The sequence below is a fragment of the Thermotoga sp. Mc24 genome, assembly GCF_000784835.1.
Classification (GTDB): Bacteria; Thermotogota; Thermotogae; order Thermotogales; family Thermotogaceae; genus Thermotoga.
Genome location: NZ_JSFH01000012.1, coordinates 300,107 through 318,353, shown reverse-complemented (window position 1 = coordinate 318,353; position 18,247 = coordinate 300,107). Strand labels below are relative to the sequence as shown.

At 46.5% G+C, this 18,247-nt stretch carries 14 protein-coding genes and 5 tRNA genes; 14 read left to right on the top strand and 5 right to left on the bottom strand.

What is annotated here, in order from left to right; translation table 11 throughout:
- Nucleotides 1-111 precede the first annotated feature (111 nt).
- The 5 genes from purE to MC24_RS09585 all read right to left on the bottom strand — a co-directional run bounded on the left by purE (nt 112) and on the right by MC24_RS09585 (nt 4,808).
- Nucleotides 112-627, bottom strand: a complete 516-nt coding sequence (gene purE, locus MC24_RS09245) for a 5-(carboxyamino)imidazole ribonucleotide mutase (protein ID WP_004081520.1) — start codon at nt 625-627, stop codon at nt 112-114.
- Nucleotides 615-1,757 (bottom strand): 5-(carboxyamino)imidazole ribonucleotide synthase, encoded by a 1,143-nt coding sequence (purK, locus tag MC24_RS09240; RefSeq protein WP_004081519.1) that lies wholly within the window; start codon nt 1,755-1,757, stop codon nt 615-617. The genes purE and purK overlap by 13 nt, the downstream gene beginning before the upstream one ends.
- A gap of 13 nt (nt 1,758-1,770) precedes the next feature.
- Nucleotides 1,771-3,906: a BamA/OMP85 family outer membrane protein gene (locus MC24_RS09235; RefSeq protein WP_038054739.1), complete on the bottom strand. Its 2,136-nt coding sequence runs from the start codon at nt 3,904-3,906 to the stop codon at nt 1,771-1,773.
- On the bottom strand, nt 3,903-4,565 hold the full coding sequence (thyX, locus tag MC24_RS09230) for an FAD-dependent thymidylate synthase (RefSeq protein WP_004081517.1): 663 nt from the start codon (nt 4,563-4,565) through the stop codon (nt 3,903-3,905). Before thyX ends, MC24_RS09235 begins: the two co-directional genes overlap by 4 nt.
- Before the next feature lie 90 nt (nt 4,566-4,655).
- The gene (locus tag MC24_RS09585) at nt 4,656-4,808 is read right to left on the bottom strand and encodes a hypothetical protein (protein WP_004081516.1); all 153 of its coding nucleotides are present in this window, start codon (nt 4,806-4,808) and stop codon (nt 4,656-4,658) included.
- 56 nt (nt 4,809-4,864) lie between these two features.
- Here MC24_RS09585 and MC24_RS09225 point away from each other — a divergent pair.
- From MC24_RS09225 to rpoC, 14 genes are all read left to right on the top strand, one after another.
- A tRNA-Met gene (locus MC24_RS09225) sits at nt 4,865-4,940 on the top strand.
- Between the two features lie 106 nt (nt 4,941-5,046).
- A tRNA-Met gene (locus MC24_RS09220) sits at nt 5,047-5,119 on the top strand.
- A 23-nt stretch (nt 5,120-5,142) separates the two neighbouring features.
- Nucleotides 5,143-5,218 (top strand) — tRNA-Thr (locus MC24_RS09215).
- A 9-nt stretch (nt 5,219-5,227) separates the two neighbouring features.
- Nucleotides 5,228-5,314 (top strand) — tRNA-Tyr (locus MC24_RS09210).
- Nucleotides 5,315-5,339: 25 nt separating this feature from the next.
- Nucleotides 5,340-5,489, top strand: a complete 150-nt coding sequence (gene rpmG / locus MC24_RS09205; RefSeq protein WP_004081515.1) for a 50S ribosomal protein L33 — start codon at nt 5,340-5,342, stop codon at nt 5,487-5,489.
- A 4-nt stretch (nt 5,490-5,493) separates the two neighbouring features.
- Nucleotides 5,494-5,569: transfer RNA gene (locus tag MC24_RS09200), tRNA-Trp, on the top strand.
- 26 nt (nt 5,570-5,595) lie between these two features.
- Nucleotides 5,596-5,793, top strand: coding sequence for a preprotein translocase subunit SecE (secE, locus tag MC24_RS09195; RefSeq protein ID WP_004081514.1), 198 nt, complete (start codon nt 5,596-5,598; stop codon nt 5,791-5,793).
- 11 nt (nt 5,794-5,804) lie between these two features.
- Entirely contained in the window at nt 5,805-6,866 is a 1,062-nt protein-coding gene (gene nusG / locus MC24_RS09190) for a transcription termination/antitermination protein NusG (RefSeq protein ID WP_038054737.1), read from the top strand.
- A gap of 47 nt (nt 6,867-6,913) precedes the next feature.
- The gene (gene rplK / locus MC24_RS09185) at nt 6,914-7,339 is read left to right on the top strand and encodes a 50S ribosomal protein L11 (RefSeq protein ID WP_038033608.1); all 426 of its coding nucleotides are present in this window, start codon (nt 6,914-6,916) and stop codon (nt 7,337-7,339) included.
- A gap of 23 nt (nt 7,340-7,362) precedes the next feature.
- Nucleotides 7,363-8,064: a 50S ribosomal protein L1 gene (gene rplA / locus MC24_RS09180; RefSeq protein WP_011943107.1), complete on the top strand. Its 702-nt coding sequence runs from the start codon at nt 7,363-7,365 to the stop codon at nt 8,062-8,064.
- Between the two features lie 140 nt (nt 8,065-8,204).
- Nucleotides 8,205-8,744, top strand: a complete 540-nt coding sequence (rplJ, locus tag MC24_RS09175; protein WP_038054734.1) for a 50S ribosomal protein L10 — start codon at nt 8,205-8,207, stop codon at nt 8,742-8,744.
- 15 nt (nt 8,745-8,759) lie between these two features.
- The gene (gene rplL, locus MC24_RS09170; RefSeq protein WP_011943105.1) at nt 8,760-9,146 is read left to right on the top strand and encodes a 50S ribosomal protein L7/L12; all 387 of its coding nucleotides are present in this window, start codon (nt 8,760-8,762) and stop codon (nt 9,144-9,146) included.
- A gap of 190 nt (nt 9,147-9,336) precedes the next feature.
- Nucleotides 9,337-13,128 (top strand): DNA-directed RNA polymerase subunit beta, encoded by a 3,792-nt coding sequence (rpoB, locus tag MC24_RS09165; protein ID WP_012895873.1) that lies wholly within the window; start codon nt 9,337-9,339, stop codon nt 13,126-13,128.
- Nucleotides 13,129-13,144: 16 nt separating this feature from the next.
- The gene (gene rpoC, locus MC24_RS09160) at nt 13,145-18,217 is read left to right on the top strand and encodes a DNA-directed RNA polymerase subunit beta' (protein ID WP_038054732.1); all 5,073 of its coding nucleotides are present in this window, start codon (nt 13,145-13,147) and stop codon (nt 18,215-18,217) included.
- Nucleotides 18,218-18,247 lie beyond the last annotated feature (30 nt).

Genomic DNA, 18,247 nt, shown 5'->3' with positions numbered 1-18,247 from the left:
CTCTATAAAGAAAAATCCCCTTCGCACGACCGAAGGGGTGAGTTCCCCCTCGGTGTCGGGTGCCCTCCACCTCAGGTGGAACGGTCTTTTTCATGTTAATTTTATCACAATTTACTCTTTCTGGTTCAGATATTCTTTGTAACCAATTTGTTCTAATCTTTGGGCTTTTTCCAGAACTTCCCGTTTCATTCTTTCTTTATACTCTTTTACCTTCCTTGCGATCTCCGGATATTTGATTCCCAGAATAGACGCAGCAAGGATTCCCGCGTTCTTCGCGTTGTTTATGGCAACGGTGGCAACGGGCACACCCCCTGGCATCTGAACTATGGAGAAAAGAGAATCCAGACCGTTCAGTGTGGATGTTTTCACGGGAACACCTATCACAGGAAGGTGGGTGATGCTTGCCACCATTCCTGGAAGGTGAGCCGCTCCCCCCGCTCCCGCAATGATCACTTCTATTCCCCGTTCTTCGGCGTTCTTTGCGTACTCGAACATGCGATCCGGTGTCCTGTGGGCAGAAACGATCGTAATCTCGTAATCTATTCCGAATTCTTCCAAAATTTCAGCTGCCTGCTTCATTACAGGAAGATCGGAGTCACTTCCCATGATGATTCCTACCCTTGGCACATCGCTCCCTCCTCCGAGACGACTTTCAGTATTTTCTTCGCTCTGAGCGCTTTTTCGAGCGCTCTTTCAACGTCTCTATCCACCACCGTGAAATGTCCCATTTTTCTGTACGGCCTGGTTTCTTTTTTTCCATAGAAATGAAGCGAAAGACCTTCTATGGCCAGAGCTTCTTCCAATCCAATGAGGGCGGGTTTTCCATAATATCCTTCCTCACCGAGGAGATTCACCATCACCGCGGGGATGAGAAGCTCCGTTGATCCGAGAGGCAGGTTCATGATCGCTCTAATGTGCTGTTCGAACTGGCTCGTCACACACGCTTCGATGGTGTAATGGCCGGAGTTGTGTGGCCGTGGAGCGATCTCGTTGACGAGTATCTCACCCTGTTTTGTGAGAAACATCTCTATTCCAAAGATACCGACACCTTCTAACGCTTCTACAACACTCGTTGCAATTTCTCTGGCGATCTTCGAGTATTTTTCTTCTATCCTGGCAGGGGCTATCACTGTATCGCAGATGTTCGCATCTTCGTCGAAGTACATCTCCACCACGGGATAACATGCTATTTCTCCTTTTTCGTTTCTCGCCACCATGACAGCGAGTTCTTTCTCTATCTCAACGAACTCCTCAAGGTAGGTCTCGCCTTTTATAGCGTTTTCAAGATCTTTTTCGTTTTTTATGATGAACACCCCTCTGCCGTCGTATCCTCCCTTTCTCGCCTTTTGAACAACAGGGAAACCGAACTCCCTGACGTCGCTTTCCAGATCCTTCACAAGTTTGTATTCAGGAACTGGGATGCCGTTTTTCTTCAAAAATTCTTTTTGAACGAACTTATCCTGTATGATTTCCAGGGTGTACGGAGAGGGATGTATTTTGTAACCCTCGTTGTAGAGTTTCTTCAACGTCTGAACGTCGATGTGTTCAAGATCGTAAGTGGTGACATCTGAACCTTTCACCAGATCTTCAATTCTTTCTGAGTCAAAAAAGCCCGCGACTATCTGTTCGTCCGCCACCTGTCCAGCGGGGCTTCTGGGAGTTGGATCGAGCACTATCACGTAAAAACCCATCTTCTTCGCTTCGAGGGTCATCATCTTGCCAAGCTGGCCACCGCCGATGATACCGATCTTTTTCAAATCTCCTCCCTCCTCACCAGCTTCCCATGAAGAAGTAGAACTGCCAGTCTTTTTCGTTGAATCTGTAGGCACCGCCAACTTCCACGCTTCCAAGAAGGGGAACGACGAGATCGAGTTTCACTCCTGCTGAGGAGAGAGTGTTCATATTTCCGTTCTCTTCTATTCCGCCGTAGTCGACGAACAGTCCAGTGACGACGGGTACGTTTTCTTTCTGGAGAATCCAGTTCAGATCGGCTGAGAGTTTGAACATCTTTTCAGTCTCGAAGTAGTTGTAACCACGTACCGCGTAAGGTCCGGAAACTTCCAAAAGTTCCGTTCCAATTTCGTTGCGGACCATTCCGCCTGTGCCTTTGAAGCTCCAGAAGAGACTTTCAAAGATCGGATAGTACGCTTCTCCCGAGAGGATGCCCTTCCAGTACTTTTGATCGTCCAGCCCGAAAAGACCCGCGCGCGTCAGGTCGAGCGAGAGGTAGTATCCTTCGGTTGGAAGGATTGCGGAGTTCTTGGTGTTGTATTTGTATCTCGTGAGAATTGCGAGAGTTCCCTTGCTTCCGTCGACCAATGTTTTTTCGTAGATGGGTCCGATACCGAAGGAATGCCCCTTGTACGGAAGAGAAGAGATCAAGCCTTTGAGGCTGATCGTATCGGTGCCGCTGGAGGTGGTGTAATCTGTGTATCCAATCCCCAGTTCAAGGTTCATTGGAACTTCGAATTTGACAGGGAGTTTTACACTTCCTTCAAAGCTCCTTTCGGTGAAACCGAGGTTGAGATTCACAGAGAAGGACTCTCCGTAGCCGAAAGTGTTCACTGCGGAGAACTGAACCATTCCGCTGAAGCCCTGCCACCACTCACCTTCTTTCGGCATGGTCCATCCAATTCCACCTATGAAATTCCTCGTTTTTTCCGCTTCTTTGAGGTCTATCACGACATCCACCTGAGTTGCGCTTGGAGAAAGCTGTGGATATATGTTCACAGAATCGAAGTACCTGCTGTTCTGCAGATAAGAGTAGGTGAGCATGATCTCTTCTTTGTTCAGAGGTTCTCCTTCTTTTATGGTGACCAGGTTCTCCACCACGTAGGGTTTTGTTTTCTTGAGTCCTTCGATTTTAACGGAGCGAACGTATTTCTCGTAGATATCGAACACGAGGCTGTCGTCTTCTACCTTTGCTTCCACCCACGTGTATGGGAAATTGTTCTTCTCGTAAAAATCAACTATTCTGTTCATCGCGAGAAGCACCTGAGAATTCGTGTAGGGCTGATCTGGAGACAACCCGGACGCTTTCAAAAGCTCCTGATCCGTGAAGATCGTGTTACCGTGGAAGAGAATCTCTTTGAAAGCTTTCTCTCCTTCAAACAGTCTTCTCTGCACTACATTGACCACCATGATTACGACGTTTTTTTCTTCGATGTCCTTCACCGTGGTTTTCTTGAAGTCAACCGTTGTTTCTTTCGAGAAGAACGGGTAGGAATTTATAACTGAGATGAGGTTGTTTATATCGGAGTACTTTGGATAGAAATCTTTCTTGCTCATGGTGAAAAACCTCACCAGTGGAGAGGAAGAATAGAAGTCTCTCAGGGTTTTTATCTTCGCTTTCGAAAGGATGGAAACGAAATCAAGGCCATCCACTTCTCCGTTGAAAACGATATCCCAAAGAGCGTATTCTTTCACAACGATTTTATAAGTACCGTCTTCAAAGTTTCCGTTTATCTCCACAAGAAAGTATCCCGCTTCCTGATACTTGTTTCTCATAGCTTCGAACGTTTCTTTCAAAAGGTTCACGTTCAACGGCATGCCTTTCTCGATTTTAACGAGCTCTTCGAGTTCTTTTTTGTCCACCAGACCAGGGCCCTCTATTTCCAGTTTCCAATCTTTGACAACTGGATTTTCCTCCAGTGAGACGACAAGTCTGTAGCCCACATCAGCTGGTTCCAGAGAGGGTGTTAGAGAGGAGAAATATCCAAGGTTGAAGACTTTTTTCAGATACTCCTGAATTTCATCGGATGATACCTCTCCGAAGAGTTTTCCGACTTTTTGAACTATGAATTCGGAATTGAGTGTGTTCAATCCCTTGAAATCGACTTCTGAGATGTAAATTGCCATCGCGGAAACAGCCAGCAGAACCATCAGAAGAACCAGTTCTTTCTTCATACCTGTACCTCCTTCAGGATATCTCCTTTATAAGCATACTTGAGAAATGCCTCAAAAGTCCAGGGACACTTCTCTTTGAAAATTCTCGCGATTGCCAGAGCGTACTGTTGAATTTCCCACTGAGCGTGAGAATCTGCCCTCAGGTTCAAAAAGTTCATGAGACTTCTTGCGTTCACAGTCCAGAAAAACCTCGTGTACAGATTCAAAGGGAGCACTATCCTTGCCACTTCTCGAGGAACACCGCTTTCTATCAACTCCAGATACGTTCGATACGCTTTATCGACTATTTCTGAGATCTTCTCCGTCACCCGTTCGGGAGGGATGGTCGTTTTGTACCCTTCCAGGCGTTCGGGAGAGGGAATGTAGAATTCGTAGGAGAGCTTCGAGTATCTGCCGCTCAGTTCGTTGTAAGAAGCGATCCTGTGTCTGAACCACTGCCTCGCCACGAATATAGGGGCTTTCACGTGGAAAGTGAAGACAATATGTTCGAAAGGTGTCTCGTGACCGTGTTTCATGAGATATTCGATGAGATGTCTATCCCTTTCTTCGTCTTTCAAACCCATATCGAAAGAAACGCGGGCAGCCCGTACAGCGGAGAGGTCGTTTCCCATCACATCCACAAGTTCAACGAATCCTTTGTCCAAGATATCGATCTTCATCGATATCCTCCCTTCCGGAGAGTGCTCGTTGTTGGAGGGTGCCGGTCTTTTATAACAATACTAACATATAAGCTTAGAGGGCTGAAGTTTTCAGCCCTCCTTTTTGGTCATGATCTTGACAATCGTTTTTTCGATCCGTTCTCGGTCTATCTTATTTCCGTCCTTTAAAATCTTCAGAGCGGCTTTTATCACGAGAATTCTCGGATATTTTACGAGCATTTCCTTGATGGGATCTTTCTTCATGCTGATCACACTCCTTGACAACGGGGTTTTGTTAGAATATAATCTGATAGCGGTGTGGGCTCGTAGCTCAGTTGGCAGAGCGCCCGGCTCATAACCGGGTGGTCGGGGGTTCGAATCCTCCCGAGCCCACCAGTTCCTGAAGGAGAGCACGGCTCTCCTTATTATTTTAACACATCGTTCAAAGATGTTCGAGGTTGACAAAGAAAAGCTCTGATAGTAAAATTAATGAACGGTCTTGGGCGGCGTAGCTCAGCGGCGAGAGCGGGTGATTCATAATCACCGTGTCGTGGGTTCGAGTCCCACCGCCGCCATAGGTCATCGGAAAGGAAATAGGGCCAGCGTAGCTCAACCGGTAGAGCGACTGATTTGTAATCAGTAGGTTGTGGGTTCGAGTCCCACCGCTGGCTCCAAAAGTATGTGGTGGGGTGCCCGAGTGGCCAAAGGGGGCGGACTGTAAATCCGCTGGCAGAATGCCTTCGGAGGTTCAAATCCTCCCCCCACCACCAGATTTTTTGAGAAAGGGTGGAAGATATGCGAGTGAAAGTGGCTCTGAAATGTTCTCAGTGCGGTAACAAGAACTACTACACCACAAGGAACAAGGACAAAAGAGCAAAGCTCGAACTGAGAAAGTACTGCCCAAAGTGCAACGCCCACACGATTCATACCGAAACGAAAGCGTAATCGCAGGGCCGTAGCTCAACTGGTAGAGCGCCGGTCTCCAAAACCGGTGGTTGCGGGTTCGAGTCCTGCCGGCCCTGCCATTTTTTGATCTGAGGGGGCATCGAGAATGGAGAAACTCCGAAAGTTCTTCAGGGAAGTCATCGCCGAAGCAAAGAAAATTTCCTGGCCCTCCCGAAAAGAGTTACTCACTTCTTTTGGTGTTGTTCTCGTGATACTCGCTGTTACAAGCGTTTATTTTTTTGTGCTTGATTTCATATTCTCAGGAGTTGTGAGTGCGATTTTCAAAGCGTTGGGAATAGGATAAGGTGATAGGTGATGAAGAAAAATTGGTACATAGTGCTCACCATGTCTGGTTACGAAGAAAGAGTTAAAGAAAATATCGAAAAGAAAATTGAAGCCACCGGAATCAAAAATCTGGTGGGGCGTATTGTTATTCCTGAAGAGGTAGTTCTGGACGCCACCAGCCCTTCCGAGAGGCTCATACTTTCTCCGAAGGCCAAATTACACGTGAACAATGGAAAAGATATTAACAAAGGGAATTTGATAGCCGAAGAGCCTCCTATTTATGCTCGAAGAAGCGGTGTGATTGTCGACGTGAAGAACGTCAGAAAGATCGTCGTAGAAACCATCGATAGGAAATATACGAAGACGTATTACATTCCTGAATCCGCGGGAATCGAGCCGGGTTTGAGGGTTGGAACGAAAGTGAAGCAGGGACTGCCGCTTTCGAAAAACGAAGAGTACATCTGTGAACTGGATGGAAAGATCGTTGAGATAGAACGAATGAAAAAAGTGGTCGTTCAGACACCCGATGGTGAGCAGGACGTTTATTACATTCCTTTGGATGTTTTCGACAGGGATAGGATAAAAAAAGGAAAAGAAGTGAAACAGGGGGAAATGCTTGCGGAAGCCAGGAAGTTCTTCGCCAAGGTTTCGGGAAGAGTCGAAGTGGTGGATTATTCAACAAGAAAAGAGATCAGAATCTACAAGACGAAAAGAAGAAAACTCTTCCCGGGTTATGTGTTCGTGGAAATGATCATGAACGATGAGGCCTACAATTTCGTTCGTTCCGTGCCATACGTTATGGGGTTTGTCAGTTCGGGAGGACAACCCGTTCCCGTAAAAGACAGAGAAATGAGACCTATTTTGAGACTCGCGGGCCTCGAAGAGTACGAAGAGAAGAAGAAACCTGTGAAGGTCGAACTCGGTTTCAAGGTTGGAGACATGGTGAAGATAATAAGCGGTCCCTTCGAAGATTTTGCGGGTGTTATAAAGGAAATCGATCCAGAGAGACAGGAATTGAAAGTAAACGTAACTATATTCGGACGTGAAACTCCTGTTGTTCTTCATGTTTCTGAAGTGGAGAAAATCGAGTGAGAAAACGTGGGAGGAGGAATCCGCACCACGCATAGGGAGGTTCGAACATGGCGAAGAAAGTAGCGGCTCAGATTAAATTACAACTGCCTGCCGGAAAAGCCACGCCGGCTCCACCCGTTGGACCCGCCTTGGGTCAGCACGGTGTTAACATCATGGAGTTTTGTAAAAGGTTCAATGCCGAAACAGCGGATAAAGCAGGCATGATTCTTCCTGTTGTTATAACGGTGTACGAAGATAAGTCGTTCACCTTTATCATCAAAACACCTCCGGCTTCCTTCCTTCTCATGAAAGCGGCAGGTTTGGAGAAAGGTTCTTCCGAACCAAAGAGAAAGATTGTTGGAAAGGTTACCAGAAAACAGATCGAAGAGATAGCGAGAACAAAGATGCCGGACTTGAACGCAAACAGTTTGGAAGCGGCCATGAAGATCATTGAAGGAACCGCTAAGAGCATGGGAATAGAAGTGGTGGACTGAAGTAACGGAAAGGAGGAGGCGCAATGCCGAAGCACTCCAAGAGGTATCTTGAAGCAAGGAAGTTCGTAGACAGAACGAAATACTACGATCTCGATGAGGCCATAGAACTTGTTAAAAAAACTGCCACAGCGAAGTTCGATGAAACGATAGAACTCCACATTCAAACTGGAATAGACTACAGGAAACCTGAGCAGCACATCAGAGGAACTGTTGTCCTTCCACACGGAACGGGTAAGGAAGTCAGGGTTCTGGTGTTTGCCAAAGGAGAAGCGGCGAAAGAGGCATTGGAAGCGGGTGCCGATTACGTAGGAGCTGAGGATCTGGTAGAAAAAATAGAAAAGGAAGGTTTTCTCGATTTCGATGTTGCAATAGCCACGCCCGATATGATGAGAGTAATTGGAAGACTCGGAAAGATCTTGGGACCAAGAGGTTTGATGCCGTCGCCCAAATCAGGAACGGTAACTCAGGAAGTAGCGGAAGCGGTTAAAGAATTCAAAAAAGGAAGAATAGAGGTCAGAACGGACAAAACTGGGAACATTCACATACCCGTTGGTAAAAGGAGTTTTGACAACGAAAAATTGAAGGAAAACATAATTTCAGCTGTAAGACAGATCATGCAGATGAAACCCGCAGGTGTGAAAGGACAGTTCATTAAAAAAGCGGTTTTGTCTTCTACAATGGGACCCGGTATAAAGTTGAATCTTCAGAGCCTGTTGAAAGAGTAAAGCAATCGAAAACTCAATAAGACGCCGTAGATGGCAGGGCCCTTGGGGTTAAAGATCCTGCCGGAGGCGTCCCAGAAAGGTTCTATGACCTTTTTGTGGACCCTCCGGGGTCCACAAAATTTTTTTGGGAGGTGAATCCTTTGCTGACCAGGCAACAAAAAGAACTCATAGTTGAAGAAATGAGTGAAATATTCAAAAAAACATCGCTGATACTCTTTGCCGATTTCCTGGGTTTCACGGTGGCTGATCTCACCGAACTTCGCTCCAAATTGAGAGAAAAGTACGGAGATGGAGCAAGGTTCAGGGTTGTGAAAAATACTCTCTTGAATCTTGCGCTCAAGAACGCTGAATACGAAGGCTACGAAGAATTTCTCAAAGGACCTACAGCTGTACTCTACGTCACGGAAGGAGATCCTGTGGAGGCTGTCAAGATAATTTACAACTTTTACAAGGATAAGAAAGCGGATCTTTCGAGGCTCAAGGGTGGTTTCCTCGAAGGAAAGAAATTCACGGCAGAAGAAGTGGAAAACATCGCAAAACTCCCATCCAAAGAAGAGCTCTACGCTATGCTCGTTGGTCGTGTGAAAGCTCCTATTACCGGTCTTGTGTTTGTTCTGAGTGGTATTTTGAGGAATCTCGTGTATGTGCTCAATGCCATTAAAGAGAAAAAATCCGAATGATGGAGGTGTTTGAAGATGACGATTGATGAAATCATCGAAGCGATTGAGAAACTCACGGTTTCAGAGCTTGCAGAACTCGTGAAGAAGCTCGAAGACAAATTTGGAGTGACTGCTGCAGCACCTGTGGCCGTTGCTGCCGCTCCAGTTGCCGGAGCCGCTGCCGGTGCCGCTCAGGAAGAGAAAACAGAATTTGACGTTGTTTTGAAGAGCTTCGGTCAGAACAAGATTCAGGTCATCAAGGTTGTCAGAGAGATCACCGGACTCGGTCTCAAGGAAGCCAAAGATCTCGTTGAAAAAGCCGGTTCACCCGACGCAATCATTAAGAGCGGTGTTCCCAAACAGGAAGCAGAAGATATCAAGAAAAAGCTTGAAGAAGCCGGTGCTGAGGTAGAACTGAAGTAAATTTTCGTTTGTGAAAAAAGAATGTTTCAACCCTGTACCGCCTCTTGCCGGTACAGGGTTTTTGTGTTTTAATAAATAGAGTGTGGTACAAAAGCTCTTCCTCACCCTATTGTTTCCTTTCCGTTCAATCTAAGCAAAACCCGGGAGAGAAATCCTGGGAGTTTCTTATTCCACATTGAGAGGTGAGAAAATGAAAGAGATCTCTTGCGGTAGGAGGACAAGGGTTTCTTTCGGCAAGACTCAGGAACCCCTACCAATTCCAGACCTTGTGGAGATTCAGAAGATTTCCTACCGAAGATTCCTCGAAGAAGGTTTGCTCGAAGTCCTCAAAAAATTTTCCCCCATTTATTCGCAGGCGACTCGCTCAGATTTGAAAAAATCGGACAGAGGATTTGCCCTTGAATTTGTTTCAACCAGGATAGGAGAACCTGTTGTTGATCCCCTTGAATGTAAAGCAAAGGGTTTAACTTACAGTGTTCCAATATACGCAACGGCTCGCCTTACCGACATGAAAAGCGGTGAAATGAAGGAAGAAGAAGTGTTCCTTGGCTACATTCCCTACATGACAGATCGTGGAACGTTCATAATAAATGGAGCAGAAAGAGTTGTGGTCAATCAGATAGTAGTTTCTCCAGGGCTTTACTTCTCGTCTGAGTACATCGACAGAGAAGAGTACGGCGGATACTTTCTTCCATCTCGAGGCGCATGGCTTGAAGTTATCCTCGATCCCTACGATGGAGTTCTTTACGCGGGTCTTGACGGAAAGAAGGTCAATCTTTTCCTCTTTCTGAAAACGATCGGTTATGAAAAGGATGAGGATATCCTCTCTCTTTATCCCACCTATCTGGATGCCGACGATGAAGACAGTCTCCTGCTCCATGTGGGTTCCATTCTGCTTGAAGACATCTACGATGGTGACAGGAAGATCGCCGAAAAATGGGATATCCTGACCAAAGATCTCGCGGAAAGGATTTTGATGATAGATGACATAAATCAGATAAAAATAGTTCATCCAATAGCTCAAAATACATTTGAAAAGATGCTGGAATTGGTGTCTTCCTCGGGCGAAGAGGGAGAGGAAGAAGAGGAAAAGACAAAGATTTACGGTTTAAACGAAGTTACCGTTGTGGACGCTTATCTGGAGATATTTAGAAGATTGCGACCCGAGGAACTTCCAAGAATAAACGCGGCGAAGAGGTATCTTCACGATCTCTTCTTTAATCCAGAAAGATACGATCTTTCCGAGGTGGGAAGGTACAAAGTCAACGAAAGACTAAGAAACGCTTACATCAGGTACCTCATAGAGGTTGAGGGAGAAGATCCCGAAGAAGCGAGGAAGAAGGTTTACAACGAAAATTCTCTCGTTCTGAAACCACTCGATATAGTCCTCGCTTCCAGAATTCTCTTCGACTACTTTGAGAGAAGATACGTCAACGATTTTGAAATAGATTCCTACGAGTTGAGAAATTTGATCAGAATCTTCAAGGAAGAATATTTGGAAAAGAGAAAAACAGCTTCTTACGACCTCAGAAAGCTTGTATCGGTGTTTCGGAGGAACTATGGAGTAACATCCGATCTCAGTGTCCTTGCTGCTATCAGGTACATCTCCAACATAAACAAGGAGCTTCCTTCGATACCTTTCGATACAAAAGACCATCTCGGGAACAAGCGCGTTAGAACGGTGGGAGAACTCGTCCAGAGAGAGTTCGAGAGGTTGTTCGCAAGGGCACAGAAGGCCATTCAGGAAAGACTCACACTCATAAACTCTCTGAGCAAGGTTTCCATTCAGAGTCTTATAAACATAAAATCTATCATATCAACGGTCAACCAGTTTTTCGCGATGAACCAGCTTTCTCAGTTCATGGATCAGGTGAACCCTCTGTCGGAACTCACTCACAAAAGAAGGGTTTCCGCTGTTGGACCTGGTGGGTTGAGAAGAGAATCCAAAGTCTTCGAAGCAAGAAACGTGCACTACTCACAGTACGGAAGGCTGTGTCCCATTGAGACACCTGAAGGTGCGAACATAGGATTCATAACATCGCTGGCTATATACACCAAAATTGATGAATACGGATTTCTCATGACTCCTTACAGAAAGGTAGTCAATGGAAAAGTGACGGATGAAGTAGTCTACTTGAGGGCCAACGAAGAAGAAGATTTCAAAATTGTACCTGCCACCACACCCGTGGATGAAGAGGGCAACATAATACCAGAGAGAGTAGTGGCTCGAGTGGGTGAGGATATCAGGCTTGTTCCCAGAGAAGAAGTAGATTTCATGGATGTATCAACAAAACAGCCCTTCAGTGTCTCGGCTTCACTCATTCCATTCCTCGAACACGACGATGCCAGCCGAGCCCTTATGGGTTCGAACATGCAGAGGCAGGCCGTCCCGCTTCTGAAAGCGGAAGCACCCTTTGTTGGAACTGGAATGGAATGGGAAGCAGCGAAAAATTCTGGTTATGTCACTCTCGCAGAACACGATGGAATAGTGAAAGAGGTTGACGCCGCCAGAATCGTTGTTCACAGAACAGACGAGAATGGAAATCTCATGTACGATGATAAGGGCAATCCAGTGGTTGATGAATACAGACTTCTAAAATTTGTGAGATCCAACCAGGATACGATGATAAATCAAAAACCCATTGTCAACGAAGGCGATTTTGTGAAGAAGGGTGATCCCATAGCCGACGGTCCGGCAACCGACATGGGAGAACTGGCACTCGGAAGGAACATCCTCGTCGCCTTCATGCCATGGGAAGGTTACAACTACGAGGACGCTATTCTCGTGAGTCAGGAGCTTCTTGAAGAAGACGTTTTCACGTCGATCCACATAGAAGTTTATGAAACTCAAGCAAGAGAAACGAGGCTCGGTCCTGAAGAGATCACCGCTGATATACCGAACGTGAGCAAAGAACTCCTGAAAAATCTCGACGAGAACGGAATCATCAGAGTTGGAGCGTACGTTGTGAGTGACTATGGAGTGGGTTCTCAGGCAATACTGGTTGGAAAGGTGACACCGAAAGGTGAAGGAGACACAACACCAGAAGAGAAGATCATCAGATCTGTTTTTGGTGAACGTGGAAGAGACGTGAAGGATACATCTCTCAGGCTGCCTCACGGGGTTGAGGGAAGAGTTATAAGGGTCGATGTTTACGATCAAAACGATATAGCAGAACTGGGAGCGGGAGTTTTGAAACTCGTCAGGGTGTACGTCGCCTCAAGAAAGACGCTCGACATCGGAGACAAGCTCGCGGGACGCCACGGAAACAAAGGTGTTGTCTCAAACATACTTCCAAAAGAAGACATGCCGTTCCTACCCGATGGAACACCGGTTCAGATGGTACTGAACCCGCTGGGAATACCCTCACGTATGAACGTCGGTCAGATTCTGGAAACGCACCTTGGATGGCTCGCCAAACTAACTGGAAAATGGTTTGCAACACCTGTTTTCGAAGGGGCGAAAGAAGACGAAATTCTCAGACCGCTCTACGAAGAAAGGAAGAAGAGGGGTCTTCACCTTGGAGACGACGAAAACAACCCGAATGGAAAAGTGGTTCTCAGAGACGGAAGAACGGGAGAACCCTTCGACAATCCTGTGGTGGTCGGTTACATGTACATGCTGAAGCTCGTTCATATAGCAAAAGAAAAGATTCATGCAAGATCCACAGGACCTTACTCTCTCATTCACCAGCAGCCTCTCGGAGGAAAGTCTCACTTCGGTGGACAGAGGCTTGGAGAAATGGAGGTCTGGGCTCTGGAAGCGTACGGAGCTGCTCATACTCTCGCGGAGATGCTCACCATAAAATCCGACGACATAAAAGGAAGAAATGAAGCTTACAAAGCCATACTGAAGAACATGAATATACCTGAACCTGGTGTTCCCGAAAGCTTTAGGGTTCTCATCAAAGAACTTAAAGGTCTCGCGCTCGATGTGAGACTCTATGATGAGAACGGTAACGAGATAGATATCGACAAGTACTGATTGGGAGGTTGGTAGAATGCCAATGTCCTCTTTCAAGAGGAAGATAAAGGCGATTCAGATAAAGATAGCCTCTCCAGAAGTGATAAGAAGCTGGTCTGGAGGAGAGGTCAAGAAACCTGAAACGATCAACTACAGAACGTTCAAACCCGAGAGAGATGGTCTTTTCTGTGAGAGGATTTTCGGTCCTGTGAAGGACTACGAATGTGCCTGTGGTAAGTATAAGGGAAAGAAATACGAGGGCACCGTCTGTGAGAGGTGTGGAGTCAGGGTCGAATCCAGAGAAGCCAGGAGAAAAAGGATGGGGCACATAGAACTGGCAGCACCCGCTGTGCACATCTGGTACCTCGAGAGCATACCGAGTGTCCTCGGAACGCTTTTGAACATGAGCACTTCAGACCTGGAAAACATCATCTATTACGGCAGTCGCCGTGTCATAGAAAGGGCTTTCATTGTGACTGATCCCAAAGATACTCCGTTCTCCCAGGGAGACGTGATCTACGAGACCGAGTACAGGATATACAGGAAAAAGTGGGATTTCGACGTTGAGCAGGCGTTCGTGGTGAAGAATCCAAAATCTCCCGTTCTTTCCGATATTGATGGAGAAGTGACTTTGAAGACAGAAAAGTCTATCACAGGGAGGGAAATCACCTGGATCATAGTGAAGAACATCACCAGAGCCACACACACGGTGCTCCCTGGAATGATTCTCTCTGTGAAAGACGGACAGGAAGTGGAAAAAGGACAGGATCTGACAAAAGAAATGACAATTGACCCTGTTTATGCTCCATTTGACGGTCACGTGGAAATAGATGAACTTTCGAATACTATTACGTTGAAACCGCTCACAACCAGTAGGGATCAGCCGGTTGTTTTCACGGTTCCTTACGGAGCGAGGATTCTCGTTTCGAACGGCCAGAAGGTGAAAAAAGGAGACCAGATCACGACTTCTACCAGCCTCCCAGCTGTCAAAGCGAGCATATCTGGTACAGTGAAATTCAGTTCCAACCTCAACGTAAGAGCGCTTGAAGACGGAAACTTCGAAGTGCTCTCCACCGGTGAGGTCTACGTGGAACAGATTATAGAGGAAAGAAAATATCCCGTCTTCGAAGGAGCACTTGTTTACGTTAACAACGGTGACCAGGTGAAGAAAGGAGATCACCTGGCTGACAGATTCCTCTTTGAGGAGGAGTATCTCTCTGCCACCGAGTACAAAATCTTCGAGTCCCACTATCCAACCATGTTCGATGTCGAAGAGAGAACGGAAAATGACAGGCCGATCGTGGTCATAACGGATATAGATCCTGAGGTTTCCAAAGAGACAGGCTTGAAAGTTGGCGATATATTCACAGAAAACGAGTACGAAGCGTATCTTCAGATCTATCCAGAAAAGATAGTGGCTGACGCCGGAGCACAGGCGATAAAGAAACTGCTTCAGAATCTGGATCTGGAAGCGCTTCAGGTGGAAATTGAAGCGGAACTCAAAAAGTTACCTTCTTCCAGCTCAAAGGCGATAAAGCTCAGAAGAAGGTTGAAGATGGTGAAGGATTTCCTGAAATCTGGTAACAAACCCGAATGGATGGTTCTCGAAGTCGTTCCTGTGATTCCACCCGATCTCAGGCCGATGATACAGATCGAGGGAGGAAGGTTCGCCACAACAGACCTCAACGAACTTTACAGGAGACTCATAAACAGAAACAACAGACTCAAAAAACTTCTGGAACTCGGGGCACCTGAGATCATTCTGAGAAACGAGAAAAGAATGCTCCAGGAAGCGGTTGACGCTCTCATTCACAACGGTTCCGATTCGGAAGGAAAGAGAAGCAGAAGAGCCGTTTTGAAAGACAGAAATGGTAGACCTCTGAAATCGCTCACCGATCTCCTGAAGGGAAAGAAGGGAAGATTCAGAAGAAATCTGCTTGGAAAGCGGGTGGACTACTCTGGAAGAGCGGTTATTGTCGTGGGACCACATTTGAAAATCCACCAGTGCGGTATTCCAAAGAAAATGGCAATGGAACTCTTCAAACCGTTTGTTCTGGCAAAACTTCTTGGAGAGGGTTCTTCCAGCAAAACCATGAGAAAGGTCAAGAAAGCGATCATAGAAAAAGAGATGCCGGAAGCCTGGGAAGTGCTCGAAGAAGTGATAAAGGGGAGCGTCGTTCTTTTGAACAGAGCTCCCACACTCCACAGAATGTCAATTCAGGCGTTTGAACCAAAACTCGTTGAAGGAAACGCCATACAGCTCCATCCTGTTGTGTGTCCGCCTTTCAACGCGGACTTTGACGGTGACCAGATGGCGGTTCATGTACCGCTTTCAGCAGCAGCGCAGGCAGAGGCAAGATTTCTCATGCTTTCGAGATACAACATCATTTCCCCAGCACACGGAAAACCGATTTCACTACCAACGCAGGATATCATCATAGGCTCTTACTACCTCACAACGGTCAGTAAAGAATTCGATTCACTGAAAGAAGAAGATGTGAAATGGAAGTTCTCTTCACCTGAAGAGGCAATGCTGGCTTACCATCTTGGATTCATAAAACTTCACACTCCGATTCTGATAAAGGCCGTTGTCAATGGTGAGGAAAAACGAATAAAGACGACACTGGGAAGAGTTATCTTCAACAGCATTCTCCCGGAAGATTTGAGAGATTACAATAGAATTTTCGACAAAAAACAGATAAACACCCTTGTCTATGAAACGTTCAAGAGACACGGCATAGACAGAGCGGCAGATCTTTTGGATGACATAAAAGACATCGGCTTCCACTATGCAACTGTTTCCGGGCTGACTCTCTCACTGAAGGATCTGAAGATACCACCAGAAAGAGATGAGATTCTCAGAAAGACCTGGGAGAAGGTCAGAATAATCGAAGAGAACTATGAAAAAGGCTTCTTGACGGAAGAACAGAGAAAGAGTGAAATCATACGACTCTGGATGAGTGTGACAGAGGAGATCACAAAACTCACATCCAGAACGCTCGCGGAGGATCCGTTCAACCCTATATACATGATGGTGAACTCTGGTGCCAGAGGTAACATAGATCAGGTGAAACAGCTCGCCGGTATCAGAGGTTTGATGATCAAGGCGTACGACCCAAGATCCAGGGAAATAAAGTCCAAGATCTTCAAGGGTCAGGCAATACACGAAGCACTTACCTTCGATTACCCGGTCGATAAGAACCTCAGAGAGGGCGTTGACATCCTGCAGTTCTTCATATCCACCTACGGTGCCAGAAAGGGACAGGTTGACACAGCAATGAACACATCCTTCGCGGGATATCTAACTAGGCGTCTTGTGGATGTGGCTCAAAGTGTTACAGTGGCGGAACCCGACTGTGGAACCCACGATGGAATCAGAGCCATGGACCTGATAAAAGAAGGAACAGTTGTAGAAAAGATGAACGAGTTCCTCTTTGGTAGAGTGCTCGCAAGGGATATACTTGATCCAGAAACAAAAGAAGTTTTGAAGAATCCAGAAACAGGCAAAGAATACACGAGAAACACCATGCTCACGGACGACGATGCGAACTTCCTGGCTTCTTACAAAAAAATGGTTGACGTTGTGAGGTACGAAGAGATAGACATAACAGAACTCTCACTTCCCAATATGTACGCCGAGATTGCGGAACCAGTTGGAGAGTACGAAGAAGGAACGGAACTCACTTGGGATGTGGTAAAAGCCGCTAAGAACGAAGGGAAATACCGCATAAAGGTGAAGGTCTATCCTGTTGTTGGAACTGTTTACGCGGAAGAAGAACCTCTTTACGATAAAAGAGGTGAAAGACAACTTCTCGTGTATCAGGAAGTGATAAACGAGATTGTGGCGAAGATGCTCGAAGAGAATGGAATAGAAAAAGTTCCTGTAAGACCCGATATCATTGTGAGATCACCCCTCACCTGTGAGTCCGAGTACGGTGTCTGTGCTGCTTGTTACGGTATGGATCTTTCCAACCACAAGATAGTGAACGTCGGTGAATCGGTGGGAATCGTGGCCGCTCAGTCCATAGGAGAGCCTGGTACACAGCTTACGATGAGGACTTTCCACGTTGGAGGAGTCATGGGGGCGAGCGACATCGTCAGCGGTCTCACAACTGTGGAGAAGACGTTCGAACCGTACGCGTTCTTGAGAGAAGAGAAGAGCGGTGGAAAGAAAGAAATCAAAAAATACTATGGATCTGAAGCGATTCTGTGTGAAGTCGATGGTTTCGTTAAAGACATATCAACCGATGAAAGTGGTAGAACGGTGATTTACGTCGAAGATTACGCTGGTAACATCCACGCTTACAAAGTACCGAAGAGAGCGAAAGTAAGGGTTGAAAAAGGCCAGAAAGTCCTGAAAGGGGACACCCTCACCAGTGGTGCCATTGTGTGGTGGAAACTCCTGGAACTCGAATCAGAAAAAGGTGTAATGACGGCGATGAATCTGCTGAAGATCATAAAGAACGCTTACGTGCAACAGGGTGTGAGTATACACGACAAGCACTTCGAGATCATATTCAAACAGATGCTCAGCATGGCAACGATCATCGATCCAGGGGACAGCGATTACTTGCCGGATCAACTGGTGCCGCTTATGGATATAAAGAGATTCAACAGAGAAATTCTCGAAGGAAACGCGAAAGTAGAAGAGAACAGGAAGTGGGTCATAGGAAAGACGCTCGCAAAGAGAATCATCACGGAAACAGAAGAGGGAGAACTCGTGGAACTCGCACAAAAAGGTGATGAAGTGACCGAAGAACTTTTGAAGAAGATCATAGAAGCGGGAATAAAAGAGATCGACGTCTTCGAGAAAGATAAAGTTGTGACGTACCAGATTCTCCCGAAGGAACCCATTAAGTACAAGAGAAGACTTCTGTCGCTCAAGAAAGCGGCTCTGAACTACCCCGGCTGGCTCAGTGCGGCTGCGTTCGAAGAAACTGCGTGGGTGCTGACCGCAGCAGCGATCGAAGGAAAGGTCGATCCACTCATTGGGTTGAAGGAAAACGTGATCGTAGGTCAGCTGATACCCGCAGGAACCGGTCTCGATGTCTTCGCGGGAATCCAGGTGGAAGAAACCCCAAGAGCTGCGGTGGAAGAAGAACTCGCGTGAAGAACAAAGAGAAAAAATAAGGGGCTCCTT